This window comes from Niveibacterium umoris, assembly GCF_014197015.1.
GTDB lineage: Bacteria > Pseudomonadota > Gammaproteobacteria > Burkholderiales > Rhodocyclaceae > Niveibacterium > Niveibacterium umoris.
Genome location: NZ_JACIET010000002.1, coordinates 704,530 through 723,918, shown reverse-complemented (window position 1 = coordinate 723,918; position 19,389 = coordinate 704,530). Strand labels below are relative to the sequence as shown.

At 67.2% G+C, this 19,389-nt stretch carries 10 protein-coding genes; 3 read left to right on the top strand and 7 right to left on the bottom strand.

What is annotated here, in order from left to right; translation table 11 throughout:
• The first annotated feature begins 28 nt into the window (after window positions 1-28).
• The gene (locus GGR36_RS15245) at window positions 29-2,494 is read left to right on the top strand and encodes a mechanosensitive ion channel domain-containing protein (RefSeq protein ID WP_183635651.1); all 2,466 of its coding nucleotides are present in this window, start codon (window positions 29-31) and stop codon (window positions 2,492-2,494) included.
• Between the two features lie 147 nt (window positions 2,495-2,641).
• On the top strand, window positions 2,642-4,762 hold the full coding sequence (locus GGR36_RS15240) for an acetyl-CoA hydrolase/transferase C-terminal domain-containing protein (protein WP_183635650.1): 2,121 nt from the start codon (window positions 2,642-2,644) through the stop codon (window positions 4,760-4,762).
• Between the two features lie 899 nt (window positions 4,763-5,661).
• Here the strand turns inward: GGR36_RS15240 and GGR36_RS15235 are convergent.
• The 3 genes from GGR36_RS15235 to GGR36_RS15225 all read right to left on the bottom strand — a co-directional run bounded on the left by GGR36_RS15235 (window position 5,662) and on the right by GGR36_RS15225 (window position 9,005).
• A complete protein-coding gene (locus GGR36_RS15235) occupies window positions 5,662-6,300 on the bottom strand; it encodes a hypothetical protein (RefSeq protein WP_183635649.1) in 639 nt (212 codons plus the stop codon).
• Between the two features lie 174 nt (window positions 6,301-6,474).
• Window positions 6,475-7,338 carry an N-acetylmuramoyl-L-alanine amidase gene (locus tag GGR36_RS15230; protein WP_183635648.1) on the bottom strand — a complete coding sequence of 288 codons (864 nt, stop codon included), beginning with the start codon at window positions 7,336-7,338 and terminating at the stop codon, window positions 6,475-6,477.
• A 149-nt stretch (window positions 7,339-7,487) separates the two neighbouring features.
• On the bottom strand, window positions 7,488-9,005 hold the full coding sequence (locus GGR36_RS15225; RefSeq protein WP_183635647.1) for a DegQ family serine endoprotease: 1,518 nt from the start codon (window positions 9,003-9,005) through the stop codon (window positions 7,488-7,490).
• Between the two features lie 169 nt (window positions 9,006-9,174).
• On the opposite strand from GGR36_RS15225, the gene GGR36_RS15220 reads away from it, so the two are divergent.
• A complete protein-coding gene (locus GGR36_RS15220) occupies window positions 9,175-10,098 on the top strand; it encodes a LysR substrate-binding domain-containing protein (RefSeq protein WP_183635646.1) in 924 nt (307 codons plus the stop codon).
• A 24-nt stretch (window positions 10,099-10,122) separates the two neighbouring features.
• Here GGR36_RS15220 and GGR36_RS15215 read toward each other — a convergent pair whose 3' ends face one another.
• From GGR36_RS15215 to GGR36_RS15200, 4 genes are all read right to left on the bottom strand, one after another.
• Window positions 10,123-14,856, bottom strand: coding sequence for a PAS domain S-box protein (locus tag GGR36_RS15215; protein WP_183635645.1), 4,734 nt, complete (start codon window positions 14,854-14,856; stop codon window positions 10,123-10,125).
• A gap of 27 nt (window positions 14,857-14,883) precedes the next feature.
• Entirely contained in the window at window positions 14,884-15,930 is a 1,047-nt protein-coding gene (locus GGR36_RS15210; RefSeq protein WP_183635644.1) for an HD-GYP domain-containing protein, read from the bottom strand.
• 16 nt (window positions 15,931-15,946) lie between these two features.
• Complete coding sequence (locus GGR36_RS15205; protein WP_183635643.1) at window positions 15,947-17,086, bottom strand: response regulator transcription factor; 1,140 nt, start codon at window positions 17,084-17,086, stop codon at window positions 15,947-15,949.
• A gap of 264 nt (window positions 17,087-17,350) precedes the next feature.
• On the bottom strand, window positions 17,351-19,306 hold the full coding sequence (locus GGR36_RS15200) for a S9 family peptidase (protein WP_207064456.1): 1,956 nt from the start codon (window positions 19,304-19,306) through the stop codon (window positions 17,351-17,353).
• Window positions 19,307-19,389 lie beyond the last annotated feature (83 nt).

Here is a 19,389-nt window from a genome sequence, read left to right as displayed (position 1 = left end):
GATTCGCCGCGACTTTCGAGGAATCAGCATGCACAGGATCTGGACGCTGGCAGTGACGGCCCTTCTGGCCTTGCCGGCCGCCGCCGCCACCTTGCCGGGGCTGCCGCTTCCCGGCGACAGCAAGAAGGAAGTCGCGGCACCGGCGGCACCCGCAGCCGACGATGCAGCCAGCATCGAAGCGCGCCTGAAGGCCGCCGAAGCGGCGCTGTCGCGCGCGGACAACCCCGAAAGCGCCACCGAAGCGCCGCCCGCGGGCACCCCGCAAGAAGAGGTTGCCACCCGCAAGTTCCTGCTGCAGGCACTGGTCTCCGCGTACAACTTTCAGCTCGACATGCTGCGCATGGCCGACGTGTATCGCGCCCGGGCAGCGGCGGTGACGCCGACAGACGCCGCGAACGGCAACGCCGCGCTCGGCGAGCCACCCTACTCGGTGGTCCTCGTCGACCAGCTTCGACAGCAGTTGCAGACCGTCGCGCTTGCGATCGATTCGGTCGAGACACAGCAGGCGCTGACGGCGAAGGAGCTTGAGCTCGCCACACGCGAACATGACGCGGCCGAGCTGGCGGTGCGACAAAGTGTCGACGCCATCGAAGCGAATCGTAACCCCGCCGCGGCCGCACGCCTGAGCTGGCTGCGCCGCCTGGCGCTGCTCAAGGCACAGAGCATCGGCGCACGGCTGCACGCGTTGCAGATGCGGCAAAGCATCCTCGCCGAAGAACGCTCGCAATCGAACGCGCTGTTCCGGGAACTCGAAGCGCGCGTGGCGCAGACCGACCACAAGCTGCGCTTCAACCAGCAGGATCGCGAGGACTTGCTCGCGCGCCAGAGCGCGCGGCGCGCGGCACTGGACGAGGAACTGGCCACCGCGCGCAAGGAAGCGGCGGCGCAGGCGGCCACGGTGCAGGAACGGGTGCGCATCCGCAACACCCTGCGCGAAGCGCTCGAGCACGCGCGCGACACGCTCGACGCGGCGCAGGCCGATACCGCGCCTGAAGCGGGCGCACCAGACAAGAAGGCGCGGCGGCGGCACGAAGCCGGTGTGGCCGAGCACGAAGCCGCCGTCGCGCGGAACAAGGATGCGCTCGACCATGCCCAGCGCCTGCTCGAACTTGAACAGGTGCGACTGATCACCGCCACGGACAAGATCGATGTCCTGACCCGCCTGGTGGAATCGAACGGTTTCCAGCGCACCTTCTGGGAGTTGCGTTATGCCGCCGCGCAACCCGGCGCATCCCCCGACACGACCGCCGCGCTGCGCACCGGCGTGAAGGCGCTCACCGATCGCCTTTCGGAGCCTTCAAAAGCACTGCGACACGAATTGCAACTGACGCTCGACCAGATTGCCGGACTGCAGGAACGCATGAGCAGCGCCGACGCGGACGAGAGCACGAGCTTGCGCGCAACCATCGAGACCCTGCAGGATCGCGTCCGCCTGACGCTGCGTGGCCTCTCGGAAGTGGGCCAGTTGCTGCTGATGGCAAGTCGCTGGAGCGAGGAGTTCGATCAGGAAGCTGCCAACCGCAGCGCCGACGCGCGCCTTGCGGCAATGCGGGAACGGGTGGTCGACGCGCTGACCGGTGTCTGGCGCTACGAATTCACCACCGTCACCGACACTGCGGTGGTCGATGGCCAGACGATCCCGACCCAGCGCGGCGTGACCGTCGGCAAGGTGTGCATCGCGCTGCTCACACTGTTCGTCGGCTTCTGGGCAGCACGGCGCACGGCACGCCTCATCAACCGCCACGTCCATCAGCGCCTCGGCATTCCGATGCAGACCCTCAACACCGCCAGCAACTGGCTGCTGTCGGGGGTGTTCGTGCTGCTGTTCGTGACCAGTCTTGCGATCGTGCGGATTCCGCTCACGGTGTTCGCCTTCCTCGGCGGCGCGATCGCGATCGGCGCCGGCTTCGGCATGCAGACGCTGCTCAAGAACCTGATGAGCGGCCTCATGCTGCTGGCCGAGCGCCCCTTCAAGCTGGGCGACACCGTCGAGGTGGCGGGCAAGCGCGGCACGGTGACCGACATCGGCGTGCGCGCGAGCACCATCCGCAACATCGACGGCATCGAGACGCTCATCCCGAACGCGAGCTTCATCGAGCAGGAAGTGACGAACTGGACCTACACCTCCGGCAAGGTCCGTTTTTCAGTGAAGATCGGCGTGGCCTACGGCTCGCCGACGCGACAGGTGGCCGACCTGCTGCTCGATGTCGCACACCGTCACGGCAAGATCCTCAAGGAGCCCGAACCCGAAGTGCTGTTCGAGGATTTCGGCGCCGATGCGCTGAACTTCGGCCTGTACTTCTGGCTCGATCTGGACGCCGGCACGGTCGGCCGTGTCGTGACCAGCGATGTGCGTTTCATGATCGACAAGGCCTTTGCCGACGCGGGGATCGTGATCGCATTCCCGCAGCGCGACGTGCATGTCGACGCCGCAAAGCCGATCGAAGTCCGCGTGCTGCCTGCCGCGCCGCCCCCGCCGCTTGCCACGACTTGACAGGCCTCAATCAGTGCGACGGAGTGCCGTGACAAGGCGGCACCGGCCGCCGCAGAATGAATCCGTTGCCTGCGCCTGAACGCCGGCGCCAAGTCCATCGAGACCATGCTGTACGACCGGCAGAGACCGGAACCGGGGGAGAAAACCATGACTGCGCCACTGCGCTGCGAACGCATCGAGGATTCGATCGATGCGCTGATCGACCGTGTCGGCAAGAACATCGTGATGGCACTGCCGCTGGGTATCGGCAAGCCGAATGCCTGGATCAACGCGCTCTACCGGCGTGCCAAGGCCGATCCGACCCTCAAGCTGAAGATCTTCACCGCGCTCTCGCTGGATCGCCCGCGCGGCAAGAGCCTGCTCGAACAACGCTTCCTCGAACCCTTCGTCAAACGCGTGTTCGGCAACTACCCGGACATGGACTATTCGCTCGACGTCAAGCGCGGCACCTTGCCGCCCAACGTCGAGATCTGCGAATTCTTCCTGAAGACCGGTGAATACCTGGGCAATGCCTCAGCCCAGTCGCATTACGTGTACTCGAATTACACCCACGCGGTGCGCGACGCGCTGGCGCAGGGGGTGAATGTCTTCGCCCAGGCGATCGCCATCGAAGAGACGCCGGAAGGGCCGCGTTATTCGCTGTCATCGAACACCGACCTCACCATCGACGCGCTGCATCTGGCCAATGCCGACGGCGTGACACGGCTGCACATGGTCGGCGTGGTCAACCGCGAGATGCCGTTCATGCCCAACGACGCGATCATCTCGGAAGAAGACATCGCGATCCTGGTGGACGACCCGGCCTCGACCCACACCATCTTCGCGCCGCCCAACATGAAGGTGGACGACCAGGACTATGGCATCGCGCTGTATTCCAGCACTACCGTGAAAGACGGTGGCACCCTGCAGATCGGCATCGGCTCGCTGGGCGACGGCATCGCCCACACGCTGATCCTGCGCGATCGCGACAACGCCACCTACAAGGCGATGCTCAAGGCGCTCGGTGGCCCGCTGCACGCCGGCCACACCTACCTCGAACCGTTCAAGCAAGGCCTCTACGGCTGCAGCGAAATGTTCGTCAACGGCTTCATGGAGCTGATCGACGCCGGCATCATCCGCCGCGAAGTGTTCGACAACATCGCGCTGCAGACGCTGCTCAACTCCGGTCGCATCGGGCTGATTCCCGACGAAACCATGCTTGCCGCGCTGGTCGATTCGCGCACCATCGGCTCGCCGATCTCGCTCGCCGATTTCAACTTCATGCGTCACTTCGGCATCCTGCAGCCGGACGTGCGCTTCGAGGACGGCGCGCTGGTGCGCGGCGTCGAGCACTTGCCGGCCACCCCCGCCGACCCGGCGGTGCGCAAGGAAATCGCCGCCAAGATGCTGGGCCCGCGGCTGACGAACGGCCGCCTCATGCACGGCGGCTTCTTCATCGGCCCGACGCATTTCTACCACCGCCTGCGCACCATGCCGCGCGAGTTGCTCGGCAAGATCAACATGACGCGCATCAGCTTCATCAACCAGGTCATGGGGCAAGAACAGCTGGCGGCTACGCACCGTCGCGACGCGCGCTTCATCAACACCACGATGATGGTGACCCTGCTCGGTGCCGCGGTGTCGGACGGGCTCGACACCGGCAACCTCGTCTCCGGCGTCGGCGGCCAGTACAACTTCGTCGCCATGGGGCACACCCTGCCCGACGCGCTGTCGATCCTGATGCTGCGCTCCTGGCGCATCGGCAAGGACGGCCAACCGACCTCGAACATCGTCTGGAACTACGGCCACGTCACCATTCCGCGCCATCTGCGCGACGTCTACATCACCGAGTACGGCGTCGCCGACGTGCGCGGCCAGTCCGACGCCGAAGTCATCAAGCGCCTGCTCGCGATCACCGACTCGCGCTTCCAGGACGAGCTGCTCGCGCGCGCCAAGGCCAACGGCAAGATCGAAGCGGACTATCAGATCCCCGACTCGCAAAGGCAGAACCTGCCGGAAGTCCTGTCGCAACGCCTCGCCGAATTCCGCCAGCGCGGCGTGCTGCCGGACTACCCCTTCGGCACCGACCTCGACGACACCGAACTGGCCGTCGCCAAGGCGCTGATGAAGCTCAAGGCACAACAGAAGACGCCACTCGCGCTGGTCGGCTCACTGGTGCGCGGCCTCAGTGCCACGCCGCGGCCAGAGCTGCTCAAGCGCCTCGGGCTCGATGATCCGAAGAATCTGAAGGAGAAGGTGATGCGGGCGATGGTGGCGGGAAATTTGTAACGCACTCCGGGGCGCGTGGCCTTGGAGTGGGCCGCGCCTCGCCTGATCGCCTCGTGCATTGAGTGGCCGACACGTCATCTGTCACAGCCGCGCCTGCACGGCGCGTTGGGGCTGGTGTCGAAGCGCACCGCGATGCGGCGCTTGCAGCTTGCGGCTTGCGGGGAAGGTTTTGATTGGCCGACGTGGCACCGCTGAAGCCGGGTCCCGCCCCGGCGGGCGGGTTTCTTTCTTGTGCCGACAAGAAAGAAACCAAAGAAACGGCCCCCGCTTCAACGCCGCGCGCTTTGCGCTCGGTCCCCTGCGCTGCTCGAATCATCGGGTGGCTGCGGAACTCGCCCTCGCTGCGCTCGGAGCTCGGACAGTCCTCGCCACCGCCGCTACGCGTCGGAACCCGATGCTTCTGCGCTGCTCGGCGTTTCAGAGGGGGAGGAAAAGGCGCCGACGTTCAGCTGCAGGCGCGTTTTCGCAGCCCGGAAGAGGTAGGCGGGATCTCGAAATTACGCGTGATCGTCTGGCGCCGTATGTTAGAGATTCCGCGCGTTCCATCCAGGCTAAGCAAATCCGACGTCCGTTGGATTCGCGTTGGTTTTGACGTTGGGGTCCCGTCGAGAGCGCCGAGTAGCGGAGCGCGACCGGGAAGAAGGCCGAGGACTGTTTGAGCTCCGAGCGAAGCGAGGGCGAGTTCCGCAGGCCCCCGGTCGTGCGAGCAACGCCGGGAAGTCAGGCGCAAAGCGCCTGACCGCGAACGCCGGGTCGCCTTTTCTTGGTTACTTCTTTTGGCGAAGCAAAAGAAGTAACCCGCCCGCCGGGGCGGGACCCGGCTTCAGCGGGAAAGCCACGCCAAACGGTCAGCGCCAGCCGCAAGCCAGAAGCAACACGCAGCGCGACTGCGCGTGGTCTCAGCGCCCCTTGCGCGTCTCTCGCTGATGAATCTCGCGCAGCGTCCGCTCCATCTCGCCATTACAGAGTTGCTTGTAACGCTGCGATTCCTCGACGGAGTCGATCTTGGCGTGCTCGCGGTCGACCTCGTGGAACTTGGTTTCGATCTGGCTCATCCAGCCAGCGCGCGCGCGTTCCATGACCGCGTCGCGCAAGGCATCGGGTTCGCCGAGCCAGGGAGGGGCGTCGCCTTCCTGTTCGCGCAGGCTGTCTTCGACGAAACGGGCGGTGCGTTCGAACTGCGCCAGATTCGCCGCCACATGGCGTTGCTCATGGGCGATCACTTCGTCGTAACCGCAACTGCCTGGCGCGAATTCGCTGGCGACGTAGACCTGCTGGGTCAGGTGCAGCGTGACCTCGATGCGCGAGCGCAAGCAGCTGCGGCCCGTCTCGCGCTGCTTGAGGCCGCGGTAGCTCCAGCGAAAGTCGTAGGTCTGGCGCACCGAGGTAAGGCCGACGACGATCTCGCCCGGCTGCAGTGGCTGCTTGCGTAGCAGGGCCAATTCGGCGGCCGGTCGCGCATTGTCGACCGGCGGCGCGTCAAGCGCGGTGAGGACGCGGATCTCGGTCGGCGGCAGGCGGGTCGCACAGACTGCCATAAGCGCATCCGGCCCGCGCTGGAGCACTTCCGCACCCGCGGCACCAGGTGGCACGCAGAGCAGAAGCGCGAGGGCGAAGCATGCAAGGGCGGGTTGCGAACAAGGGCGCATGAAGGGTCGGACCGGGCAGGTCCGGCCATTCTGGCAGCCCCACGGACTTGGCGCGAGCGTGCCTCAGCCGGACTTCTTGCGCTTGGCCTCGGTTTTCTTCGGTTCGAGCACCCGCGGGGCGGCCACGGTGAGCAGTTCGATGTACTGGTTGTTCACCCACCCCTCGATGTCGGTGTTGCCCACCACTTCGACGCGGTTCCAGCGATCGCCCGCTTCGAGCAGCACCAGTTCGGTCCCCTTCTTCAGCGGCGGCGCCACCGGCGCGAACTCCGCCCCGGCGCCGGCACGGATGTTGAGCGTGCTGGCGGTGACCCGATAGCGCGGCAGGCTGTCGTCGGCGCGGCCCTTGACCCGGCTGCGCAGCGCTTCGAGCGGAAAGGCGGGGCCGGGGTCGGTCTTGCGGCCACGCGCGATGTCTTCATGACCGAGGATGTCTTCCAGCCCGTAGTGGGCGACGAGCAACTCGGCGAGTTCGAAGGCGCGTTCGATCTGCACCGCGGTGTAGGCCTGCCAGGGCATCACCGGGCCGCCGTACTTGTGTGCCGCGATCACGACATCCGCCTTGTCGACCAGTTTGCCGAAGCTGGTCTGGAAGGTGTCACCCACCTGCCGTAGGCCGCCCGCGTTGTCCATCTCGATGCCGATCGAATGCTGGTTGAGGCCGACGATGCCGTTCCACTGGCTGACGCCGGCGTGCCAGGTGACCACGTTGAAGGGCGCGAGCTGGATGATGCTGCCGTCGCGCGCCAGCACCAGGTGTGCCGAGGCCTTGGCGGCGGGGTTGCAGAGCCAGTCGGCCGAGCTCTGCGCCGATGCGCCGCCGGTGAAGTGCATGATCAGGAAGCGCGCCGCAAGAGCGCCGCCGCGGTTGGGAGTCTTCTGTTGGCGGATACCGTCGCCGACCAGCCAGTCGTTCTTGATGTCCATGGTTCGCCTCGTTCGCTGCACGGCCGGTGCCGCGCTTCTAACCTAGGGTTAGACGTCGCCGTGGCAAGAGTCAAAGGGCTTGTTGGCACCCGGAAGAAAAAAGGGCGATGCCGCAGCATCGCCCTTCCTGAAACCACACGCCGAGGCGCTTACTTCAGGCGGATCGGCACAAACACCCGCTGGTTGCCACGCAGGATCAACAGCGCAAAGCGGTCGCCCGCGCTATCGACGATCGAAGACATTTCCTGCACGGTGGTGACGCGGCGGTTATTCACCGAGATGATCACGTCGCCAGGGCGAACACCCGCTTCCGCGGCTGGCCCGGCCACATCCTCGACCACCAGCCCGCCGCCGGTGAGGCCGACGCGGTTGGCTTCGGACGCGGTGAGCTGACGCAGCGCGAGGCCGACCTTGCCACTAGGCTTTTCGGCGCCCTTGCCGGCCTTGGCGGTCTTCGTGCCTTCGCCGGGCATCTCGGCCAGCGTCGCAGTCAGCTCCTTGCTCGACTTGTTGCGCCAGACCTTCAGCGTGACCTTGTCGCCGGGCTTCTGGTCGCCGATCAGGCGCGGCAGGTCGCCGGAATCCTTCACCTCCTGGCCGTTGACCGCGAGGATCACGTCGCCGGCCTCGACACCGGCCTTGGCGGCGGGGCCGTCGGCATCGACCTGCGCGACCAGCGCGCCCTTGGCCTTGTCGAGCCCGAAGGTCTGCGCGAGATCGTCATCCATGCCCTGGATCAGCACGCCGAGGCGGCCACGCTGCACCTTGCCGTATTTCTGCAGCTGGTCGCGCACCTTCATCGCCGTGTCGATCGGGATCGCGAACGAGATGCCCATGAAGCCGCCCGAGCGCGAGTAGATCTGCGAGTTGATGCCGATCACCTCGCCGTTCAGGTTGAACAGCGGGCCGCCGGAGTTACCCGGATTGATCGCGACGTCGGTCTGGATGAAGGGCACGTAGGTTTCATCCGGCAGGCGGCGCGCCTTCGCCGAGATGATGCCGGCGGTCACGGTGTTGTCGAAGCCGAAGGGCGAACCGACTGCGACCACCCATTCGCCAACCTTGGCATGCTCGGCATCGCCGATCTTCACCGTCGGCAGGTTCTTCGCGTCGATCTTGATCAGCGCCACGTCGGTGCGCTTGTCCGAGCCGACCACCTTGGCCTTGAACTCGCGCTTGTCGGTCAGGCGCACGGTCACGTCGGTGGCGCCATCCACCACATGGGCGTTGGTCAGCACATAGCCGTCGGCGCTGACGATGAAGCCGGAGCCGACGCCCTGTTGCACGCGCGGCTGGCCGCCTTGCCCACCGGGCTGGCCCGGGGTCGGCACGCCGAAGCGGCGCAGGAAGTCGTAGAACGGATCATCAGCGAAGGGGTTTTCGCCGGCGGTCTCGCCGCCGCTGCTGCGCACGCTGGATACCGCGATATTCACAACGGCCGGGCCGACCTGTTCGACCAGCGTCGAGAAGTCGGGCAGTCCGGCGCGCATCGCGGGCGTCGCCGCGGTGGCACCAGCCCCTGCGACGAGCGGCGCGGCGGACGACTGGGTGGCGGCGACATTGCTGGCGTGCGAGGTCGACAGACCGGGACCTTCCTGCAAGCAACCGGCAAACGCCACCGCAGCCACACCGGCGAGTGCAAGCGAACGGGGTAGCGTCAATTTCATTGGTGAATCTCCGTAACGGGTGGGAGCGGGAATTATCGGCGTGGTCGGCGCCACAGCGGGGCGACCGCTTACACCGGCTTACAAACTAAGGATGCCTGTTGCAATTTTCAAGCGTCCCGCATGACGGGGATACAATCGGTTTCCCTTTCATGGCTCCGGAAAACCGCCCGTGACGCTGACCGATCTGCGCTACATCGTCGCCCTGGCCCGCGAACGGCATTTCGGCCGCGCCGCGGAGAAGTGCCATGTCAGCCAGCCGACGCTCTCGGTGGCGGTGAAGAAACTCGAAGACCAGCTCGGCGTGACGCTGTTCGAGCGCAGCGCCGCCGACGTCAAGCTCACCGAAATCGGCGCGCGCATCGTCGCGCAGGCCGAGCGGGTGCTGCTCGAAGCGCAGCAGGTGCGCGAGATCGCCGAAGCCGGCAAGGATCCGCTCGCCGGCCCGCTGCGCCTGGGCGTGATCTACACCATCGCGCCCTACCTGCTGCCCAAACTGATTCCGTTGATGCGCGAACGCGCCCCGCGGGTGCCGCTGATCATCCAGGAGAACTACACCGCGCGGCTCGCCGAATCGCTCAAACGTGGCGAGCTGGACGTCATCGTGATCGCGCTGCCCTTCGTCGAGAACGGCATCGTCGCGCAGCCGGTGTATGAAGAACCCTTCCGCGTCGTGATGCCGCTCGGTCACCCGTGGGCGGCCAAGGAAGAAGTCGCCGCCAGCCATCTGGTGGAGGAACCGCTGCTGCTGCTGGGCGCCGGCAACTGCTTCCGCGACCAGGTGCTCGAAGCCTGCCCGCGCTGCGCCAACCCGTCGGGGCTGCAGGGGCTGCAAAAGACGCTCGAAGGCAGTTCGCTGGAAACCATCCGCCACATGGTGGCGACCGGCGTGGGCGTCACTGTGCTGCCCAGCGCCGCGGCCGATGGCTTGAATCCGTCGCAGGGCATAGTGGAAGTGCGCCCCTTTGCCGACCCGCAGCCGCATCGCGTGGTGGCGCTCGCCTGGCGGGTGACCTACCCGCGCAACGGCGTGATCGATGTGCTGCGCCGCGCGATGCTCGATACCGCGCTGCCCGGCACGCGACCGATCCGCTGATCCGCTGATCCGGCACTGCGGCGGCTAAACCCCGGCCGCGTCCAGCGCCACCAGCAGCGGGTCGAGCCGCTCGCACAGGGTCGCGTACAGCGCATCGCGCCGCGCATCCTCACAGCCCTCGCGCAACGCGGTCTCGAGCGCGAGGGCGGCGGATTCGACGCCGAAAGCGCCGATGCTCGCGGCGCCGCTCTTGAGCGTGTGCGCCAGACGCTGCGCCAGCGCCGCATCGCCGGCCGCGACGGCCGATGCAAAATTGCTCGCAAAGGAAACGTGCGTCTTGCGGAAGATGCCGAGGTACTTGCGGTAGGTCGCCGGCTTGTTCATCGCGCGCGCCAGACCGACGTCGAGATCGACGCCCGGTAGCACCGGCACCCCCTCGGGTGTCGCTGTCGCAACGGGGGTGGCAGGCGCTACCGACGCTGCCGTAGCGGGCGCCTTGGGCGCGATCCAGCGCGACAGCGTGTCGAACAGGCGCTCCGGGTCCACCGGCTTGGAAATGAAGTCGCTCATGCCGGCGGCCAGCACCCGTTCGCGCTCGCCTGTCAGCGCGTTGGCGGTGAGGGCGATCACCGGCAGATGCTCGAATCCCGGCCGGCTGCGCAGTTCGCGGGTGGCGGCATAGCCGTCCATCACCGGCATCTGGCAATCCATCAGCACCGCGTCGAAGGACTCGCGCGCCAGCACGTCGAGCGCGAGCGCGCCGTCGCTGGCGGTGCTGACCTGCACGCCAATGCTCTGAAGGTATTCGCGCGCAACCTCCAGGTTCAGCTCCGCGTCGTCGACCACCAGCACACGGGCGCCGGCGAGCGCGTGCGCGGGACGCGGCGCGGCCGCCGGCGTCGCACCACTGCTGCCGCTGTCGCTGCCGTTCAAGGCCCGCATCAGCGCGTGCTGCAGCGCCGCCCGGGTGACCGGTCGATCGAGGTGCCCGCTCACCACCAGGCCAATACTGGCAAGGCGCGCCTCGCATTCGGCGATGCCGGTGCCCCCGCTGAGCGCCAGAACCGGTACACGGCTGGCATTGCGCCAGCCGTGCAAGTCGCCCACCGGCATCGCGCAATCGACCACGATCGCCTGGTAGGGTGCGCCAGCGTGCTGCGCCTCGTCGAGCACCACCGCCATGTCGCCCAGCGACGCGGCGTGCCACACGTCGAGGCCGAGTTCGACGCAGCGCAGGCGCAGCACTTCGGTCGCCCCGCCCGGCATTGCTACCAGCAGCAGACGATGGCCGACGAGCGAGGGCGCGAGCGCGAACTCGTGCGTCGTGCCGGCACGGCCGAGGCGGGCGGTGAAGCTGAAGGTACTGCCCTCGCCGGGCGCGCTGCGCACGCTGATCTCGCCGCCCATCAGCTGCACCAGCTGGCGGCAGATCGCCAGCCCGAGGCCGGAGCCACCGAAGCGCCGTGCGATCGAGGCTTCCGCCTGCGCAAACGCGTCGAACAGATGCGGCAGACGATCGGCCGGAATGCCGTCGCCGGTGTCTTCGATTTCGAAACGCAGCGTCACCGAACCCGGCGTCGTCGCCACACTGCTCACGCGCACTGAGATCGAACCGCTGCGAGTGAATTTCGTCGCGTTGCCGCACAGATTGACCAGCACCTGCCCCAAGCGCAGCGGATCGCCCACCAGCCGGGCCGGCACCTCGGGAGGCGTGTCGAAAAACAGCTCGACGCCCTCGTGCAGGCGCGTGTGGACGAGGTCGGCCAGATGCTGCAGCACGTCGTCGAGCGCGAACTCCACCGTTTCCAGTTCCAGCTTGCCGGCCTCGATGCGCGAGAAGTCGAGCACATCGTTGATGATGCCCAGCAGCGATTGCGCCGAGCGGTTCACCTTGGTCACGAAGTCGCGTTCGCGCGGCGGCATCGTGCCCTGCAGCGCGAGATCAGAGAGCCCGATGATGGCGTTCATCGGCGTGCGGATCTCGTGACTCATGCGGGCGAGAAATTCGCTCTTTGCGCGCGCGGCAGTCTCCGCCACCTCGCGCGCCTGCATCAGTTCGTCCTCGATCGCCTTGCGTTCGGTGATGTCTTCATGGATGCCGATGAAGTGCGTCGGCTTGCCGTCGGCGTCGCGCAGGGACGCGATGGCGGCCGCCACCCAGCGGCCCTGGCCATCCTTGCGCAGGTTCATGAACTCGCCGTGCCATTCGCCGCCGTCGAGCACTGCGCGCCACAGGCCCTGGTACTCCGCCGCCGTGGTGTGGCCGGATTTGAGCACCCGCGGCGTATGCCCGATCACCTCGGCGGGAACGTAGCCGTAGAGCTCGCAGAACTTCGGATTCACGTACTCGATATGGCCGCTGCGATCGGTGATGATGACGGCCGAGGCGCTCTGTTCCACCGCGCTGGACATCAGCTGCAGCCGCAGCTGCTGGCGCTCGCGTTCGGTGACGTCGCGGAACACCAGCACCGCGCCAACGCCCGCGGCGGCATCGAGCGGCCGGATGTAGTAGGCGACACGCATCTCGGTGCCGTCCTGCCGCCGCACAGCGACGCCCTCGCCCGACACCGGTTCGCCGGTGCGCAGCACGCGGGTGAGCGGCCAATCGGCGTCAGCATCAGCGAGTGGCAACAGATCGCGCGGCGGGCGGCCGAGCAGCGCATCGAGTTCAACGCCAAGACTGCTGAGCGCCGCCTTGTTGGCGTAGACCACCAGGCCTTCATCGCCGTCGACCTCGATCACGCCTTCTTCAACCGTGTCGAGGATCGCCTCGGCCCGCGCCTCGGCCCGCCGCGCACGGGATTCGACCAGCTCCTGTTCGAGCCGCGCACGTTCGGCCTCGGCCGCACGCAGTTCGGTAACGTCGGTGAAGAACCCGAACATCGCCGGCTGGTCGGCATAGCGGATCTCGGACGCGAAGACATCCACCACGAAGGGGGTGCCGTCACTGCGCATCGCCGGCAGATTGGTGGCGCGACCGCCCTGGCTGCGCACCAGTGTGGCGAATTCGGCCTCGATCCGGGCGCGTGCCGATTCCGGGTAGAGCATCGCGATGGTCTGGCCCAGCATCTCCTGGCTGGTACGGCCGAACATGCGCTCGGCGGCCGGATTGGCATACAGGATCGTGCGCCGCGCGCGGCTGATGATGACGATGCCTTCCTGCGCGGCTTCCAGCACAGAGCGGGCATTGGCTTCCGAGCGCCGCAAGGCAAGTTCCGCCTCTTGTCGTTCGGTGATGTCGAGCAGCATGCCGACGCTCTTTGCGGGCTTGCCGTCGGCGCCCAGCGTGGTCTCACCCTCTTCGCGAAGCCAGCGCTCGTGGCCTTCATCGAGGGTGACGCGGAACTCGAGCGAGAAGCGCGTGCCGGTGGAGACCGAGCGCGCCATTTCGACGGCGACGCGCTCGCGGTCCGCCGGGTGAATGCGCTGCTGGAACGCCACCGGATCGGGGATGCCCGGCCGCATCTGCAGCAGGCGGTACACCTGCGGTGACCAGTAGCGGGCACCGCTGACCCAGTCCGTTTCCCAGTGGCCCAGGTTCGCGACACGCTCGGCTTCCTCCAGGCTGCGCGCCTTGGCGGTGAGCTCCGCGGTGCGTTCGGCGACCCGCACTTCGAGCATCGCCTTGGCGCGCTGCAGCGAGGCATTGGAATCGGCGAGTCGCGTGGACATCTGGTTGAGCGTGCTGGCCAGCTCACCGAGTTCGTCATGGCCGGCGTAGCCGACCTGATGGCCGAGCTGGCCCGCCGCCAGTTCGCGGCTGAACGCGGTGAACAGCTTGAGCGGTCGCACCAGGCGCCAGCCGAGCAGCAGCGCGAGTGCCGTGGTTGCGAGCAAGAGCCCGGCGACCAGCGGCAGCAGCGCGAGCCGTATCGCCTGCACCGGCGCCAGGGCCTCGTCGGCGGTGATGCGGGCGACAAGGCCCCAGCCGAATTCGGGCAGCGGGCGCCAGGCGGCGAACACCGCTTCGCCGTGGTCGCCAATTGCAGGGCCGTGGCCCGCCGGCCCTGCGAGTGCGGCCTGCAGCGTCACGCCGCGCGCACCTTCGAGCTGGTAGCGCTGCTTGAACGCACGCTCCGGATGACCCCGCGGCGGTGTGAGTACCAGCGCGCTGTCCGTCGACTCGCGACGCAGCAGCATCAATTCGCCGCTGTGCGTGTCGGCAAGCGCCGATTCGAGCAGCGCCAGCATGTCGCGATTGTTGAGCTGCAGCACCAGCGCGCCGATGGTCTGCGCATCGCGCACGATGGGCACCACGACAAACGCCGTCTCGATGCCCGACGGCGGGTACATCTCGTGCGGCACGAAGGCTGCAACATTGCCCTGCAGGGCGCGACGGACACCGTGCGCGAGGCGGGTGTCCATGAGTGGCGCGGCGAGGATCTGCTGCCCGGCGGGCGTCTCCTGCTGCACGCTGAACACCACCCGACCAGCGGTGTCGAGCAGCATTACGTCGTACAGGAAGGACAGCCCCGCGTAGTTGAGGCTCGCGATGCACTCGCGGTCCTTGCGGTGATAGTCGTCGCGTTGCGGGTCAGGCTTGTCCAGCACCTTGGCGAGCGTCTGCAGGCAGTCACTGGTCGCCGGCAGGGCAGCAAAGACGCGACCGTCGTTGAGCAGCTGCTCGATCCAGGCGTGCAGATCGCGTTCGCGTTCCTGCGCCACGTCGTCCATGCGCTGGCTCGCGGCGCGGCCGACCTGCTCCTCCAGCCCGGACAGCACGACGTAGGCGGTCAGCACGATCGGCACCAGGCTGGCCAGCAGCAGCCAGCCGACCAGGCGGGCGCGAATCGACTTCAATCGCAGCGCGCTGAACATGGTGCCCGTCCGGACGCCCGGTGCGGCTCAGACGCCGCCGCGCCCCAATACTGCAATGTCGTCGAAGACCTCGCGGCCGAGATCGCCGGCCTCCGGCGCGGCAGAAGAAAAGGAAGCCGGATCCCGCGCGACGAGATCGAGAAACACCTTCAGCAGCGCCGGATCGCGCCACTGCCGATCCCCCTCTTCGCGCAGGATGCGCAGCACCTCGACCTGCGGCAGCGCTGCCTTGTAGGGCCGCGCATAGGCCAACGCATCGTAGATGTCGACGAGCTGGAACACCCGCGCCAGCAAGGGAATGGCCTCACCGGCCAGCCCTTCCGGGTAGCCGCTGCCGTCCCAGCGTTCGTGGTGCGAACGGATGATCGGCACCGTCAGCGCCATTGACTTGAGCGGCGAGCACAAGCGGGCGCCGATCAGGGTGTGCTGGCGCATCACCTTCCACTCGTCGTCGGTGAGCTTGCCCGGCTTCATCAGGATTGCATCGGGAATGCCGAGCTTGCCGATGTCGTGCAGCACGCCGCCGCGACGCAGCGCGTGCTGTTCGGTTTCGCTGAGGCCGAGCGCGCGCCCGAACATCACCGCATTGTGCGCGAGGCGGCTGCAGTGATCGCCGGTGTTCTCGTCTTTCGCCTCGACCATGCGCGCAAGCGCGAAGAGCATGGTTTCGGCATTGTCGAGCTGGTCGGTGATGCGCTTGTGTTCGACCGCAGCCCGCACCCGCGCATGCAGTTCGACCGGATCGAAGGGCTTGCGGATGAAGTCGGTGGCGCCGGCTTCGAGCGCGCTGGCGAGATCGCTGCTCGCTGAATCGCCGGTCAGCATGAGGATCGGCAGCATCGCCTCACCCAGCTCACCCCGGATACGCCGACACACTTCGTCGCCTGACAGGCCCGGCATGTGGCGGTCGAGCAGCACGGCATCGAAGCGCCGCACGCGCAGCACATCGAGCGCCTCGAAACCATTGACGCACTCGGTGGTTTCGATGCCGACCTCGTGCAGCGTGTCGCAGGCGACGGTGCGCGCCAGCATGTCGTCGTCGACGACAAGCAGGTGGTAACTGGATTCCGGCATGGACTGCCCTCCCGCCTTACCCGGCGCTGACGTCGTCCGCAAGCCGGCGTGCCACCTCGCGCAGGCCGGCGCTGGCATCGTCCGCATGGTCGTAGATATTGAGCACTTCGTAGCTGGCGTTGCGCAGCAGCGCGGCGACGCGGTCTTCCTGCGATTCGCTCAGCCCGAGGTGCACGAATTCCCGCTCGGTGCCCTGCAGCATGGCTTCCAGCGCCACCACCACCTGGTTGCGCTGCGCGCTGCGTTGCGACTCTATGCTGGTGATCGCCGCGCGGGTGGCGGCGAGCACTTCGCGCATCTGCTGCTCGCGGGTACGCAGCACCGCCTCGGCGTCGAGCGCGCGCACACGCGCCGCCGCCGCCTCGGCGAGGATCGCGAGATGGTCGCGCAAGCGCCCGACGCGCTCCGGGTCTTCCATCGGCATGTTCTTCACCAGCAGGGTGACGCCGGGATAGTTGAAGGCGGCGCGCTTGCCGAAGCTGACGATGCGGTCCTGCCCGCTCATCAGCGCCAGTACGCCCGATTCCATCGCGGACGGCTCGCCGAACGGCGTGCGCACCAGTTCGCCGGCGCTGCCACGCAAACGCACCGCACCATCCAGGCCGTACTGCGCGAGCGCGGCAAGCGCGGCGCCAGCCAGCGCCGCATAGTCTTGGCAGGCATAGCCGCTGCGCATGAACTCGATCACCACGCCCAGTTCGCCCGCACTGGTCATGGCCGAAAAGGCGGTCGTGAAGGCATTCTGCGCGCTCGCGGCAAGGCGTTTGCGCTCGTCAAGATGGCGCAACAGGCCGCGCAGGCGGGCATTGAGCTCCACCGCGTCGAAGGGCTTGGCGATGAAGTCCTCTGCGCCGGCTTCGAGCCCGGCAATGCGGTCTTCCAGGGTGTTCAGGCCCGACAGGAAGAGCACCGGAATGTCGGACGTGGCGAAATCGTCCTTGAGTCGACGACAGGCTTCAAAGCCGTCGATGCCGGGCATCTGCACATCGAGCAGGATCAGGGTTGGCGCTGCTTCGGCGGCCATGTCCAGGCCGAGGCTGGCGTTCTCCGCCTCAAGCACGCGCCAGGCCGGTTCCAGCGCGTCCTTCACCATTTCGCGGATCAGTGCGTCGTCATCGATGACGAGCACCGTACCGTTCGGATTCTCCGCTTGCATGCGTCCCCCTTGTGACAGCGCTGACCCTGGCCAACTGTGTGTCCTGCCGGGGTTATCGGATGATTCGGCGCAGCCTTGAGGGGTATCTGTCGCTTGGCGGGTCACGATCACGCATCACCACCACCGCGATTCGGCGCGCACATGCAGGCGCCGCCCGGAATTGGCTATCTGCCCTCAGTTTAGACGCTTGCGGCGCGCCGTACAGCCATCCGTGCGGCGGGCCGTTGCCCGCCGGCATGTCCGGCATGCCGACGGGCGGGCAGCTCAATGCGCCAGCAGGTGCTGCTGGAAGAAGCGCAGGATGTGGCCCCACTCGAGCGCCTGGTTCTCGCGCCTGGAGGTGCCGTGACCCTCATCGGCGAAGATCATCAGCTCGACCGGGGTGCCGCGCGCCTTTGCGGCTTCGTACATCTGCAGCGCCTCGCCCACCGGTACGCGGGGGTCGGAAGCGCCCTGGCTGATCAGCAGCGGCGCCTTGAGGCGGTCGATGTAGCTGGTGGCCGACAGCTTCACCAGCGCATCGTGGTCGCGCTCCGGATCGCCGTATTCGGAGATGCGCAGCGCGCGGCGATAGGGCGCGGTGTTCTTCAGGAAGGTGTTCAGGTTGGCAATGCCCACCGCCGACGCGCCGGCGTCGTAGGCGCCGGCGAACATGGTCATCGCGATCAGCGTGGAATACCCGCCATAGCTGCCGCCGAACACGCCCACCTTGGGTACCACGCCGTTCTTCGCCCAGGCCTTGCGGATGTAGATCGACGCGTCCTCGATGTCGGTGATCACGTCGAGCCGTCTGGGCCCGTTGTCGGCATCGAGCCAGGCGCGGCCGTACCCGTCGGACCCGCGCACATTCGGGTCGACGACGATGAAGCCGGCATCGACGAACATCTGCCACAGCGGCGAGAAGCCTGGCCGAGACTGCGCCTCCGGCCCGCCGTGGAAGTGCACCAGCACCGGGCAGACGGGTGCATCGGCGCCTTCGCACTGCGCCGGGCGACGCACGAACATCGGGATCGGCGTGCCGTCGCGCGCCGGGTAGCTTTCCAGCTTCGCGGCGGCGTAACGCGTGGTGTCTTCTTCCGGCGTCGAGGGCGTGACCCAGCGCGTCAGCTTGCGCGTCTTCCAGTCCCACACCAGGCTCTGGCGCGGCGCCTTGGCGGTACCGACCGAGAGCACCACATAACGGCCGTCGTAGGTCTGCGAGCCGATGTTCTGGTGGTCGGCACCGGCCGGCCATGGCAGCGAGAGCGGCTTGCCGCTGACCAGATCAAGCGCATGGCTGCGGCTGTAACCGGCTTCGTTGACGGTGTAGTACAGCCGGCGGCGGGCATCGTCGGTGCCGAAGGCCTCGACGTTCCATTTGAGCGCGCCGGTGAGCGGCTCGAACTTGCCGGCCTTCCAGCGATAGAGGCGGCGGAAGTCGCTGAACTTGGTCGTGCTCACCAGCAACTCGCCGGGCGCGTGGCCGAACTTCGCCTCGTAGCTCTCCTGTTCGCCCTGGCCGAGCAACGGCTTGAGCGCACCGTCGCGGTCGAGCAACGAATATTCACGCGACTGGGAGCCGGTTTCCTTCACCAGCAGCAGGCGGCCGTCGCTGGCATGGTCGGCGATGTCCCACAGGCCGGGCTGATCGAAAACGGTGGTCTTGGCGCCGGTGGCGATCTCGTAGCGGTAGATCGCGTAGCTGTCGGGCTTCTGGTCGTTGGCGCTGAAGTAGATGAAACGGCTGTCGTCGCTGACGAAGGCGAAGCGCGTCTGCACCTTGGGCAGGTGCTGCACCGCCTTGAGGGTACCGCCAGCGACCGGCTGCAGGTAGATGCCAGGGTTCTCTTCACCCTTGCGGTCGCGCGAAACGACCAGCCATTTGCTGTCCGGCGTCACCGCCAACGGCAGCGTGCGATCTTCGCCGCCAGTCATCTGCAGCGGGAAGCGGTCGGGGCCGTCGAGCCGCCAGACCTGGTCGCTGCCACTGACCCGCCATGAGAAGTAAAGGTGCTTGCCGTCGGGCGAGAGCAGGCCGCTACCCGGCGCACGCAGATCCAGCACCGACTGGATGCGGCGCGAAATATCGGCCGGCAGGGGCTTGGGGCGAAACTGTTCGAGCGTCGCCGCGCTGACCGACTCGGCACCGTGGCCGGAGTAGGCGGTCTGCGCCAAGGCGGACGACGCGACGAACGCTGCGCCGAGTGATGCAAGGATGAAGCGCGGGGAAAGGCGAGGCATGCGGATCGGGCTCCGTTCGGTTGTGCCGGGGGAGGGAAGGGTGTCGCCGATGTGGCGAGCGTCGATTGTAGGGGCGATGCCGG

What these genes read in the sequence shown, in the direction of transcription:
- GGR36_RS15200 (WP_207064456.1), bottom strand. Translation starts at nt 19,306, where the DNA reads ATGCCTCGCCTTTCCCCGCGCTTCATCCTTGCATCACTCGGCGCAGCG.
- GGR36_RS15215 (WP_183635645.1), bottom strand. Translation starts at nt 14,856, where the DNA reads ATGTTCAGCGCGCTGCGATTGAAGTCGATTCGCGCCCGCCTGGTCGGC.
- GGR36_RS15230 (WP_183635648.1), bottom strand. Translation starts at nt 7,338, where the DNA reads ATGGACATCAAGAACGACTGGCTGGTCGGCGACGGTATCCGCCAACAG.
- GGR36_RS15210 (WP_183635644.1), bottom strand. Translation starts at nt 15,930, where the DNA reads ATGCCGGAATCCAGTTACCACCTGCTTGTCGTCGACGACGACATGCTG.
- GGR36_RS15235 (WP_183635649.1), bottom strand. Translation starts at nt 6,300, where the DNA reads ATGGCAGTCTGTGCGACCCGCCTGCCGCCGACCGAGATCCGCGTCCTC.
- GGR36_RS15245 (WP_183635651.1), top strand. Translation starts at nt 29, where the DNA reads ATGCACAGGATCTGGACGCTGGCAGTGACGGCCCTTCTGGCCTTGCCG.
- GGR36_RS15205 (WP_183635643.1), bottom strand. Translation starts at nt 17,086, where the DNA reads ATGCAAGCGGAGAATCCGAACGGTACGGTGCTCGTCATCGATGACGAC.
- GGR36_RS15225 (WP_183635647.1), bottom strand. Translation starts at nt 9,005, where the DNA reads ATGAAATTGACGCTACCCCGTTCGCTTGCACTCGCCGGTGTGGCTGCG.
- GGR36_RS15240 (WP_183635650.1), top strand. Translation starts at nt 2,642, where the DNA reads ATGACTGCGCCACTGCGCTGCGAACGCATCGAGGATTCGATCGATGCG.